At 53.2% G+C, this 10973-nt stretch carries 11 protein-coding genes and 1 tRNA gene; 4 read left to right on the top strand and 8 right to left on the bottom strand.

What is annotated here, in order from left to right; translation table 11 throughout:
* Positions 1 to 208: 208 nt before the first annotated feature.
* Together HMPREF0574_RS07040 and HMPREF0574_RS07035 are read right to left on the bottom strand one after the other, a co-directional pair.
* Complete coding sequence (locus HMPREF0574_RS07040) at positions 209 to 1432, bottom strand: ABC transporter permease (RefSeq protein ID WP_004008035.1); 1224 nt, start codon at positions 1430 to 1432, stop codon at positions 209 to 211.
* On the bottom strand, positions 1429 to 2412 hold the full coding sequence (locus HMPREF0574_RS07035) for an ABC transporter ATP-binding protein (protein WP_004008034.1): 984 nt from the start codon (positions 2410 to 2412) through the stop codon (positions 1429 to 1431). The genes HMPREF0574_RS07040 and HMPREF0574_RS07035 overlap by 4 nt, the downstream gene beginning before the upstream one ends.
* A 168-nt stretch (positions 2413 to 2580) precedes the next feature.
* Here HMPREF0574_RS07035 and HMPREF0574_RS07030 point away from each other — a divergent pair, with 168 nt between their 5' ends.
* The 3 genes from HMPREF0574_RS07030 (at position 2581) to HMPREF0574_RS07020 (ending at position 5328) form a co-directional block, all read left to right on the top strand.
* Positions 2581 to 3453 carry an undecaprenyl-diphosphate phosphatase gene (locus tag HMPREF0574_RS07030; RefSeq protein ID WP_004008033.1) on the top strand — a complete coding sequence of 291 codons (873 nt, stop codon included), beginning with the start codon at positions 2581 to 2583 and terminating at the stop codon, positions 3451 to 3453.
* Complete coding sequence (locus HMPREF0574_RS07025) at positions 3450 to 4100, top strand: MarC family protein (protein WP_004008032.1); 651 nt, start codon at positions 3450 to 3452, stop codon at positions 4098 to 4100. Before HMPREF0574_RS07030 ends, HMPREF0574_RS07025 begins: the two co-directional genes overlap by 4 nt.
* A 181-nt stretch (positions 4101 to 4281) precedes the next feature.
* Positions 4282 to 5328, top strand: coding sequence for an NAD(P)-dependent alcohol dehydrogenase (locus HMPREF0574_RS07020; protein WP_004008031.1), 1047 nt, complete (start codon positions 4282 to 4284; stop codon positions 5326 to 5328).
* On the opposite strand, the gene HMPREF0574_RS07015 is transcribed toward HMPREF0574_RS07020, so the two are convergent.
* The 6 genes from HMPREF0574_RS07015 to HMPREF0574_RS06990 all read right to left on the bottom strand — a co-directional run bounded on the left by HMPREF0574_RS07015 (position 5317) and on the right by HMPREF0574_RS06990 (position 10230).
* Entirely contained in the window at positions 5317 to 5760 is a 444-nt protein-coding gene (locus tag HMPREF0574_RS07015; RefSeq protein ID WP_004008030.1) for a GtrA family protein, read from the bottom strand. The genes HMPREF0574_RS07020 and HMPREF0574_RS07015 overlap by 12 nt on opposite strands.
* A gap of 205 nt (positions 5761 to 5965) precedes the next feature.
* Positions 5966 to 6038, bottom strand: a tRNA-Ala gene (locus tag HMPREF0574_RS07010).
* A 102-nt stretch (positions 6039 to 6140) separates the two neighbouring features.
* Complete coding sequence (locus HMPREF0574_RS07005) at positions 6141 to 7250, bottom strand: hypothetical protein (RefSeq protein ID WP_248612672.1); 1110 nt, start codon at positions 7248 to 7250, stop codon at positions 6141 to 6143.
* A gap of 141 nt (positions 7251 to 7391) precedes the next feature.
* On the bottom strand, positions 7392 to 8087 hold the full coding sequence (locus HMPREF0574_RS07000) for a GNAT family N-acetyltransferase (protein ID WP_004008028.1): 696 nt from the start codon (positions 8085 to 8087) through the stop codon (positions 7392 to 7394).
* A 10-nt stretch (positions 8088 to 8097) separates the two neighbouring features.
* Positions 8098 to 9294 carry a molybdopterin molybdotransferase MoeA gene (locus tag HMPREF0574_RS06995; RefSeq protein WP_004008027.1) on the bottom strand — a complete coding sequence of 399 codons (1197 nt, stop codon included), beginning with the start codon at positions 9292 to 9294 and terminating at the stop codon, positions 8098 to 8100.
* Between the two features lie 3 nt (positions 9295 to 9297).
* Positions 9298 to 10230, bottom strand: a complete 933-nt coding sequence (locus HMPREF0574_RS06990) for a UTP--glucose-1-phosphate uridylyltransferase (protein ID WP_004008026.1) — start codon at positions 10228 to 10230, stop codon at positions 9298 to 9300.
* A gap of 76 nt (positions 10231 to 10306) precedes the next feature.
* Here HMPREF0574_RS06990 and HMPREF0574_RS06985 point away from each other — a divergent pair, with 76 nt between their 5' ends.
* A complete protein-coding gene (locus HMPREF0574_RS06985) occupies positions 10307 to 10954 on the top strand; it encodes a 5-formyltetrahydrofolate cyclo-ligase (RefSeq protein ID WP_004008025.1) in 648 nt (215 codons plus the stop codon).
* Positions 10955 to 10973: the final 19 nt, after the last annotated feature.

Here is a 10973-nt window from a genome sequence, read left to right as displayed (position 1 = left end):
GCGCGAAGTCACCCTCGCACCGGGGAACCCGATTTTAGAGCACAGAAATCCTCTCGCGGTTCATTCCGTAACTTTGCCATCAGACCCGAGTTGCTGCCCTTTCGACTTTATCAGTCTCAAGCGCAACGGATATATAACTTAGTAGGTTTTCTACACAGTGTCAAATCGAAGTTGCACATGCGCTATTTTCCCTGTGTTTCCAACGGTTTTACAAAGCGGCTTTTTGGCGCAAAGCATCCGTCAGTTTCATTCGTGCGCCTGTAGCCAGGATTCCTCCTCGATACAGTCGCGCCCCCAGCCATAGCAAGAAGGGGAGAATCGCCAGGTTTATCAGCACAGAAAGCCAAGGCTCCCACCACTCCACGGTGGAGGAGGCAAGCTGACGTGCCGGCATCGCGTAGCAGTTGAGGAACGGGATTAACGAGACCACTTTGATGAAGACGCTTCCGGGCGTAAGGAGCGAGAAAATGGCGGCGTAGAACCCGCCCATCTGCAGCAAAATGAGCGGAAGGGTGGACTGGCCAACATCTTCTTGACGCGATGCCAGTGCCCCCGCCCCGGCGAATAGCACCATATAGGTCGCTAAGCCCAAGATAAACCACACTATGTACCAGCCAGAGAAACTGGCCAGGTCAATCCGGATTCCGCTGGCCAGGCCGGAAATTAACAAGGCCACCAGTCCAGCTGAGCCCATGATTACGATTTGCAGGGCTCCTAATAGTGTGATGCCCAGAATCTTGCCGATGAGGAGCTGCATAGGCGTCACTGTCGAAACCAGAATTTCCACTATTCGTGAGGATTTTTCTTCCACGACACCGTTAGCCACCAGTTGTCCCGACGCCATGACGAGGCCAAATAGCAGAGTAATGAGCACCATTACCACCAGGTAAGCCGCGAAGTTAAAGTCATCCCCGCTAGCCTCGGACTCTGAGACGTCTTTCACCTCGACCTGCACCTGTTGCATTTTCTGAGCGATTTCCTGGAAACTTCCACCCAGATTCCCAATATACGAGCTCAACATGACGCTTTGCGCGGTGACATTAATCATCAACATCGCCGTAGGAGAAGCCGGTCCATCGCTAAACACCACTGGCTTATCCGCAGTACCGCCAATCCCCAGGCTAATCTCCTTGTTTTGTACCGCCTGTTCCAATTCCTGGTCGTCGGCGTATCCCTTTACCTCATACGCTGGTCCCATCGGGGAAGCTGTATTCAGAAAGGGATTCGCCTCGGGTTCAAAGGCCGGTGCGTAACTTTGGGTTTGGGTGGTTACGCCGATTTTCTCGGTGTCCGCTTCGGAGAGGTGAAAGAAATTTGCCAATCCCCCTGCTATTAACACCACCAGCACCACCACAATGGTAGAGATAATGGTGGATTTGGATTTCATTCGCACCGAGAACTCGCGCCCGGCAATAATCATGATTTGTTTCATTGCTGACCACCTTTCACATCCTCAATCTCGGTGCTGACCGTCTCGGTTACCCCGGATTTTGGTTCGCTTTCTTCCACGGCGCTGCGGAAGATTTCCGCCAGAGAGGGGATTACCGGGACAAATTCGGTGACACTCCCCGTCTCAACGGCGGCCTGCAGTATGGCGTGAGCCGTAGGGCTGTCTGAGAGAACCGGCACCAGCAAACCGCCGGAAATAAACTGTACCGATTGATTTAATTTTCGGGCAGCATCCGCCCCTGCCGCAACGGCAGCTGCATCGCCGCACAACCGAACCATCGGAGTCCCCACTTCTCTCCGCAACTTTTCAACCTCCCCCGAGGCAACTATGGAGCCGCCTGAAAGAATCGACACGTGCGTACACAGCGACTCCACCAGGGACAGCTGATGAGACGAGAAAATGACCGGCACCCCTTGTGCCGCATACTCCTGCAAAACTCCACTCATGACATCTACTGCCAGCGGATCCAAGCCCGAAAACGGTTCGTCGAGAATCAGCAGCACCGGATTGTGAACCAACGCCGCCGCTAGCTGCACGCGCTGTTGGTTGCCGAGGGAAAGTTTTTCCACATTATCTTTCAGCCGCTCGGACACTCCTAAACGCTGTACCCAGCGCTGGGTTGATTCGCGTGCAATGCTTCGATTCTGACCGTGCAATCTGGCAAAATATTCCAGCTGCTCGCCAACTTTCATCTTTGGATACAGACCGCGTTCCTCCGGCATATAGCCGATTGAGGCCCGCACCGTGGCATCTATAGGTTCGCCCCCGAAAGTCACCCGTCCTTGATTCGGATTAGTAATGCCCATCACGATACGCATGGTTGTGGTTTTCCCGGCTCCGTTGGCTCCCACAAAACCCAAAATCTGACCAGGCTGCACATTCATAGAAACCCCTCGTAAAACTTCACGCGTTCCAAAAGATTTGTGCAAGCCCTCAATACACAGAGTCTTACTGTTTTGCACCAAGAGTTTCCCCCTCAATTTTTGTTACGTTATTGTCAGAATACACATTCTCTCACTCCCTCGCATCCAATTCCGTTAAATTTTCTGCTGCCCTGTCGAAAGAACCCGCCCCCACGCATCCGGTTCCGTTTGCCAAGGTCTCCCGGTGTGGCGTATAGGATAAAACCCATGTCATGGTGGGAAGCGCTAATCCTCGGTATCGTCGAGGGCATTACAGAATACTTACCGGTCTCTTCAACGGGACACCTCACAATCGCTGAATACCTGATGGGTAAACAAATCGATGACGTAGGGATGGTCGCTTTCACAGCGGTCATTCAAATCGGCGCCATCGCGGCGGCAGTACTTTATTTTTGGAGCGATATTTGGCGCATCATTAAGGCTTGGGTGACGGGGGTATTTCACAAGTCCGCCCGCCGCCATCCCGATTACCGTTTCGGCTGGGCCATCATCATTGGGTCGGTGCCGATTGCTGTGGTGGGCTTGCTGTTTAAAGATTTTATAGAGACAGGCTTGCGCTCCATGTGGTTCGTAGCGGCAGGATTGGTAGTCTGGTCAGCAGTACTGTTCGCTGCCGACCAGTATGCAGCTCGCCGAATGGCGAGTAAGCCCGCTCATAGCTGGCAAAACACCAATTCTGATAATCAAACCACCATAATTCAGGCGTTACTCATTGGTTTAATGCAGTGTGTATCGCTGATTCCTGGGGTTTCGAGATCCGGGGCGACAATTTCTGCAGGGCTGTTCCTCGGCTTTGACCGGGTGCTAGCGACCCGGTTGTCCTTTTTCCTGGGAATTCCGGCTTTGGTCGCCGCGGGGACTCTCGAGGGCATCAGCAATTTCGACACTATCGGGGAAACCGTAGGCTGGGCACCCACCCTTTTAGGGCTGGTCATGTCATTTGTAATCGGCTATGTTTCTATTGCTTGGCTGTTGAAGTTTGTCTCGAAACATAGCTTTAATTCTTTCATCATCTATCGTCTGTGCATCGGCGGGCTAATTGCGGTGCTGCTGATTGCTGGCGTTATTCCAGCGAATTGAAAGCAGGTACCGTGGAATCGCTAAACGCAGAACTTGGGTTGTTTATCTCCACTTTCACGACCTTGTTTGTAATCATCGACCCTTTTGGGAACCTCCCCGTATTCATGTCTCTGACAAAAGACCTCCCTAAGAAGCAGCGTCAAACTGTGGCTTTGCAGGCTAACTTGTTGGCGATCGTCATTCTGTTCGTATTCGGGTTCTTTGGCTTTCAGCTGTTCGGGCTGTTGGGAATCAGTCCCGCAGCTCTACAGATTTCCGGCGGGTTGCTGCTGTTGATTGTGGCTCTTCAGCTTCTGACCGGAGCGGAAGGAACTGTCGGCGAAGAAGGAGGCTCCCTAAACATTGCAGCTGTCCCACTGGGCACTCCCCTGTTAGCAGGACCGGGGTCGATAGTGGCGCTGATGGTTGCGATGGGAAATGCGGGTCATCATCCTCTGTCTGTAATAGCGGTGGCAAGTGGAGCTTTCGCAGTCATGTTCGCCTCCTGGCTGGCTATGCATTTTGCAACTCCGATTATTCATTTCTTGGGGAATTCGGGCGTCGCGGTAATGACCCGACTAGCTGGAATGCTGCTCGCAGCCATCGCGGTGGAGCTGATGATTAGCGGTGTAATCTCGGTGGTCCAAGATGTCGCCAAGACTCTCTAAGGCGTTATCCAAGCAATTTATACCTAGGTCTTGTATATATTCTTTCTCACAATTTTTCCTGGTTTCAGCTGCCCCCTTCCCAGCAAAATGAAATTGGATTAAGCTGAAAGCAGCGACACATCTGGGTAAGGCTGCGCGTCCCCTACTCTCGCGGCTTTGCCCGAATTTGAGGAGGAGCATAATGACACAAGTAAAAGCCTACGCAATGGATGGACCCGATCAGCCTTTTCACCCCACAGTCTTGGAACGCCGGGAGCCCGGCCCCACCGAGGTTTATTTTGAAGTGAAATATGCCGGAGTCTGTCACTCTGACATTCACACCGGTCGTGGCGAATGGGGTTCCGTCACCTACCCGCTGACACCCGGTCATGAAATTGCAGGGATTGTGACAAAGGTTGGAACAGACGTTACAAAATTTAAGGTCGGGGACCGCGTGGGAGTGGGCTGCTTCGTCGATTCCTGCGGGCATTGTGAGACTTGCCGAGCAGGCAGCGAACAGTTCTGCCGCAGCGACGGAGGCACTATCTGGACTTACAACTGTGTGGGACGTGATGGACTGCCTACCGCCGGGGGCTACTCACAGGGAATCACTGTTGAACAAGACTACATTTGCCACATTCCGGATTCCATTCCGTTGGACAAGGCAGCACCAATTTTGTGCGCAGGGATCACCTTGTACTCACCCTTAACACGCTGGGGCGCCGGTCCCGGCAAGAAAGTCGCCATTGTGGGAATGGGCGGTCTGGGGCACATGGGGGTCCAAATTTCTGCCGCTCTAGGAGCCGAGACACACGTCATTTCACGTACTCGCGCCAAAGAGGCTGACGCCATGCGTTTCGGGGCAGTACAGTTACACCCCACCAGTGAAGATGGCACTTGGGAGTCTATGGCTGGACAATTCGACCTGGTCGTCTCCACACTGAGCGATGGGGTAGAACTTGATGACCTAGTTGGTTGCGTGAAGCCTGAAGGCGTCGTGGCTGTAGTCGGGCTGCCCGAGCACAGGCAACAATTCTTGATGCGCAGTGTCGTCAACGATCAAAAGATTATCGCTGGTTCCAGTATCGGAGGCATCGCCAAGACTCAAGAAGTCCTGAATTTCTGCGCAGAACATGACATTGCACCCCAGATTGAAATCATCAGTGGCAATAAAATTAACGAAGCCTGGAATAACGTGGTGAATTCCAAGGTGCGCTATCGCTACGTGATCGACACGTCAACTTTCTGATTCACGAGAGTCCAAAAAGATTTTCCGCGTCACAAAGTTCCACGCTGCCACCACCACGGTGGCAAGGATTTTTGTGATGAGCGGCTCAATACAGAACACGACGTCGCCGACGTAGAGCATGATTTCGTTGATGCCCAATCCAATGACAGCACCCACGAAGAACAGTACCACCTCACGTCGGCGCGTCATGTCACTCTTGTGCCGAAACACATAGCGCATAGATGCCGCATAGTTAAAGGCTAGGGAAACACAAAAAGAAATCACTGCCGCAATGAGGTAATGAATCCCGACTATTTTATACAGCAAGGCAAAAAGCGCGTAGTCGATAAAAAATGCCAGCAATCCCACAATTCCGAAACCGATGATTTGTCTGCACAGATGCCAGAGTTTCTTCCGAAGACAATGCGATTGGGGTGACGGGGTCATTTCCATACATTCGACTATTGTCTACGACACTAGAATCGGAACCGGCTTCGCTCAATTCTGAACTTCCAGTCGTAAAACTAGGGGTGTCGAGTCCTTTCAGATATATCCACGGATAGTACGGCTTTCGCAGGTCACCAAACCGCAAAATGGGTGGTTTTTAGTCTATTTCTCAGCCCTAAAATCTCTGGAACCTGCGGTTATACTTTTCCGGTGGAGCATAGGGGATTCGAACCCCTGACCTCAACATTGCGAACGTTGCGCGCTACCAACTGCGCCAATGCCCCGGTTCGTATAGATTGTAGCGGTTGAAGTAGCTAACTTCCAATTTTCCTCGTTGCCCTGACGACGTCGTGTCGGAATGCCGGGAACTAAACCGGGAATTCGCCTCAATCTCCACTGGCGCGGCGTCGCTCGAGAATGCTTTCCAAATCCACCGGTGCAACGCTAATATCTTCAGCGCTCAGAGCCTCACCGGCGGGCAGAATCTGAGCAGTTTGCGGACGCATCGGTACTGGTGCATATTGCCAATCAGCTCGGAAGTCTTGTTCCACAACCACCTGGCGTATCGCTCCGGTCTTAAGCGTGTAAGACGGAGTCGGCAAGTCTGCAGGATTCCACTTTTTCACAGCGGGTTCAGACGCGGTTTTAGTGGGTTTTTCTACGAGTTCAGAGTTTGGAGCTTTCTCAGAGGTAATCTGTTTGTCGCCGCGGGAGTTTACCTTTGCTACCTTTTCCGGCACTTCGACGTCAGCAGATTTCTGTACCGAACGTTTCATATCTGCCGGCCGGTCTGTTTCCGCAGTTATGCTCACTGCCGCGGTAGGCGCTGCTTCATTAGCTATCCGCACGGCTTGCGCCAGAGTGCCAGGCATTTGTTTTCCTCCCGCTAGCGAAGTCGCCGCAACTTTAGCCCACTGCTTAGCTCCGCGCATTCCGACGGACTGCAATGCAGCTCTTCCCGCAGGGCTTTGCGCCAAACGCTTTTCCAAAGCCCGAATGGACTGCTGGAATTGACGATCTTGTTCGCGACCGCGCTTCGCCGCAATAACTCCCCACGAAATGGTTGCCCCTATACCCATCACAGGAGCTACCATCACCCACCAAGCGAGGAAACCGGTGGCTGCAAACGCACCAACTATAATCAAGGCAAGCACCATAGCTCCCAGCAGTCCGGCACGACGACGAGCAGAAGTAACCCGATTGGAAGCTGCCGCTGCGCGGTTGGCTTTTATCTCTGTGTAGGTTCTCAAATCCTGAGCCATTTTAATGGGACGGGTCGCTGCGAGTCCGAGCTTACCTTGGTTTTTATGCAGCGCAACCTCTACAGAATGCGGTCGCTGCGCCTGTTGGTCCAGGTCCAAGAGCCGCACTCCATCCGAAAAACGATCATCGTTTCGGGCTTGTCCCATCAGCCGTCGCGATTTTGCCACCTGCGGTAAAAGTACCACGGTGACCACCAATGTCAGACCTAACAGAATCCATGCAGAGATACCCACAAAACCAAAATAACGACCGGCTGGTACAAAAGGGTTGCGCCACTCCGGATGCCTCTCGGAATGGGACATTTTGACCAACAGCAGAATTCTCAGCAGTTAACAGTTGTCACACCAATAACTGTTTTAACAGTACCTCGCTAATTATTTTGACGGCGAATTATCGTGCTGACGCGTTGTCTCGAGCGTCGTCTCCAGCCTCGCCACCATGTCACCAGGACGCCATTCTTCCGTGGTAATCGCGAAGGAACTATGATCTCGCCACGCCCCATCAATGTAGAGAAAACGCTGGCGCAATCCCTCATAGCGCAGCCCGAGTTTTTCCACAACACGCAGCGAAGGACGGTTTTCCGGTCGAATGTTCACTTCTAACCGGTGCAGACCGTAGGACGCAAAACCCCAATCGATGACCATAGCTAGAGCCAGTGGAGTCAGCCCCCGACCGGCAAAGCGGGAATTAATCCAATAGCCCAGGGCAGCGCTCATCTCTGCCCCCCGATGTACGGAACTAAGCGAAATCTGACCAGCCAGACGCCCTTCTGCAACGATACCGAAATACAATCCCTGTCCCAGACGTGCGGTGCGCGCGGCATCTTTCACGAATTCGTCGATGCTGACCGGATGTCCCAGCCCTGGTGGCGCTCCAGCTTCCCAGGGTGCCAACCAAGACCGGTCCGCCATTCGCAGCTTTTCGATGGCTAAGAAATCTCGCCCTTTCAACTGGCGTACTTCCAGCCAATCGAAATCTGTCTGTAGACCCCGTTGTTTCAGGTCTTCCTCCCGGATGATGACTCGCCGAAACGAGCCGGGGTAAACCGTTTCACCTCGCAAATTACGCATTTTGTAACGCTCATTCCAAAACCATGCAGTGTAAAGTTTGCTGCGGTTTGACCTCAGTAACATCCTCCGGCACCACCGCAAATGCATTGGCTAAAGCCAAAGCTGCGAGGCGAGCCTGCGGATGCGAACCCAACACTTCCCCGCGATATTCTCCCGGCTTTCCGGTCAGAATCACCGGGACGAACTCGCGGCGTTCTGCGGGAGAAACCCAACCTCGTGACATTTTTGCCGACACCGAAGTACGGTACAAGTTCGACCAACCTGCCATCTTTCGTAACGCTGGACGCACAAAAGTTTCAAAGGCAACTTGGGCAGCCACCGGATTACCTGGCAAGCAATAAATCGGAACCTCCCCCAGCTTGCCGACACCCAACTGACGCCCCGGTGCAATCGCCACATTGTCAAAGCGCACGGCGCCTAAAGGAGTGAGTACGTCCTTCACAGTATCTGCCGGACCATAGGACAGACCTCCGGTAGTGACAATCACGTCAGCACGCACCAGTTGGTCTTCAATAGTTTCGCGCAATCGCGCCCGCTCATCGGTGACCATCACCCGAAAAGTTTTCGCGTCAACTTCCTCGGCAGCCGCCGCCAAGCTATGACCATTCGCGTCATTAACCTGACCCGGTTCACGATGGGCTCCCGGCTCAACAAGTTCATCACCAATACTCAAAATCACGACGCGAACTCGCGGATGCACCCGCACTCGCCCCTTGCCCAAAGCCGCTAATAAAGCGATTTTTTGCGCGTCTAAACGCTGACCGGCACGCAGTACCGTCGCACCGCTAGGGACATCAATACCGCTGGGAATAACCATTGCATCGGACCCTGGGGACGCCGGCTGGTTGACTGTCACCTGGGAAATCCCCATGTCTGTTGATTCCACCGGGACAACCGCATCAGCTCCAGGGGGCAGCGGAGCCCCCGAAGCAATCCGAATTGCGCTGCCTGGCACCAATCGGGTCCACACGGTATCTCCCGCTTGAATATCCGCGGTAACAGGCAAGATTGCGGGACTGTGGACCACATCCTGAGCACGGACCGCGTAGCCGTCCCCCCCAGCCAAGTCAGTTGCAGGCAGGCTGGAATCGGCAATAATGTCCGCCGCTAACACACAACCCACAGCATCTTCCAGGGGTACCGCCAGTTCCGGCAACGGCTCAGCTGCCAGCAGGCACAGATTCAGATGTTCTCCCACAGAACGCATCAGTCAGCGCCTGCCTTTCTGACCTGATTCGCGACATTTTCCCGGAGGAGTTTTGACCACTGTTGATTCATCAGTGCCAACTAAGCCCCGCATAAATTTCCGAAGCTCAGCACCGAAATCGGGGTTCTCCAGGGAAAGCTCCATTTGCGCCTGCAAGTATCCCGTCAAATTGCCGGTGTCGAAGTGGCGTCCCTGGGAGACAACTCCCCACACTCCGCCTCCCTCATGAGCAGGAATTTCAGCAAAAGTCGCGAGCGCATCAGTAAGCTGAATCTCGTTATTGCGCCCCGGAGCAGTACGTTCCAAAATTTCAAAAATGCCAGGACTCAACACGTAACGTCCCATCAAGGCGTAAGGCGAACGAACCTGATTCGCATCCGGTTTCTCAATAATGTCAGCCAATTTGAACACTTCGTGTCCCGCTGCTGCCGCTCCCAAGTCAACCGACTCGACCCGTGCGGAGCTGTAAAGTTTCGCTTCCGCCACACTAACCTTCATCAGGGCTACCACACACCCTCCGGTTATCGCGTGCACATCCAGCATCGTTTGCAGCAAGGGATCTTCCGGGTGGTACAAATCATCCGGAAGCTGCACCACAAAAGGCTGTTCCCCGACAGAATCACGAGCCTGCAGAACGGCATGACCAAGCCCCTTAGCCTGTTCCTGCATCACCAAATCAACCTGGGGCAAGGGCAAATCCTGCGAATCAGACTCGTCGCCGGTATCGGTAAAAAAATCTCCCAGAGTTGCCTTTCGTGGACTGGTCACCACGTGAAACTGCTCAATCCCACACTGGAGAGCCTCATCAATCACGGTCATAATTACCGGTCGATCCACTAGGGGAAACAGCTCTTTGGGGACCGATTTGGTCAGAGGATACATCCGGGTTCCCTTCCCGGCAGCAGGGATGACGGAGCACCTAACTTCTAAACTCATAAATCAAGCCTAATCTATCTTGGTGCAATAACAAGATAAATCAACGTAAATAAGGCACAATGTTAAGGTGCATGAGATGGAGCTAAACCTACCTGATTTGCGTGGGCAGGAACCCGAAGACGCTAAGCAACAGTTAAGGCAACTCATTCGCGGAGCCAGAGACCGACTCAGTGACAGCCAGGTTTCAAAAGCTGGTCAGGATATAAGGGATCGAGTGCTGGAGTTCGCCGCCGATTTTCACACCATCGCCTGCTACGTCTCAGTTAAGAAAGAGCCTCCCACCTTGGATTTGATTGAGGCGCTTTATCAACAAGGAAAGCGGCTGTTGGTGCCAAAGCTTGGTTCCAAGCTAAACCGTGACTGGGCTTTTTATGCCGGTCGCGACGATTTAGCCAACCGATCGCCAAACCGACCGATGGAACCTAGCGGGGACGCTTTAGACTCCTCCGCCCTAGCCGCAGTGGATTTGGTCATCACCCCTGCTCTGGCAGTAGATAGACAAGGAAATCGCTTGGGTCAAGGCGGTGGCTGGTATGACCGAGCTCTACCTTATGTTAAGAAACAAACCCCTATCTACGCGATGTGCTACACCCATGAATTGCAGCGGGAACTAATCCTCCCCACGGACCAATACGACATTCCGGTAACCGGCGTGTTAACGCCCTCCTGCTGTTTCAAATTGAAAGATTCTGAGTTTCAAAAGTCCGGAATTTTGCCCGCTTAATTCCCCCATATTACTCCCT

The sequence above is a fragment of the Mobiluncus curtisii subsp. curtisii ATCC 35241 genome (assembly GCF_000146285.1).
Classification (GTDB): Bacteria; Actinomycetota; Actinomycetes; order Actinomycetales; family Actinomycetaceae; genus Mobiluncus; species Mobiluncus curtisii.
This window is presented reverse-complemented; position numbering and strand designations above follow the sequence as displayed.

Excerpts from the sequence above, each read along its gene's own strand:
- HMPREF0574_RS07040 (WP_004008035.1), bottom strand. The coding sequence starts at position 1,432 with ATGAAACAAATCATGATTATTGCCGGGCGCGAGTTCTCGGTGCGAATG.
- HMPREF0574_RS07030 (WP_004008033.1), top strand. The coding sequence starts at position 2,581 with ATGTCATGGTGGGAAGCGCTAATCCTCGGTATCGTCGAGGGCATTACA.
- HMPREF0574_RS07020 (WP_004008031.1), top strand. The coding sequence starts at position 4,282 with ATGACACAAGTAAAAGCCTACGCAATGGATGGACCCGATCAGCCTTTT.
- HMPREF0574_RS07015 (WP_004008030.1), bottom strand. The coding sequence starts at position 5,760 with ATGGAAATGACCCCGTCACCCCAATCGCATTGTCTTCGGAAGAAACTC.
- HMPREF0574_RS07000 (WP_004008028.1), bottom strand. The coding sequence starts at position 8,087 with ATGCGTAATTTGCGAGGTGAAACGGTTTACCCCGGCTCGTTTCGGCGA.
- HMPREF0574_RS06995 (WP_004008027.1), bottom strand. The coding sequence starts at position 9,294 with ATGCGTTCTGTGGGAGAACATCTGAATCTGTGCCTGCTGGCAGCTGAG.
- HMPREF0574_RS06990 (WP_004008026.1), bottom strand. The coding sequence starts at position 10,230 with ATGAGTTTAGAAGTTAGGTGCTCCGTCATCCCTGCTGCCGGGAAGGGA.
- HMPREF0574_RS06985 (WP_004008025.1), top strand. The coding sequence starts at position 10,307 with ATGGAGCTAAACCTACCTGATTTGCGTGGGCAGGAACCCGAAGACGCT.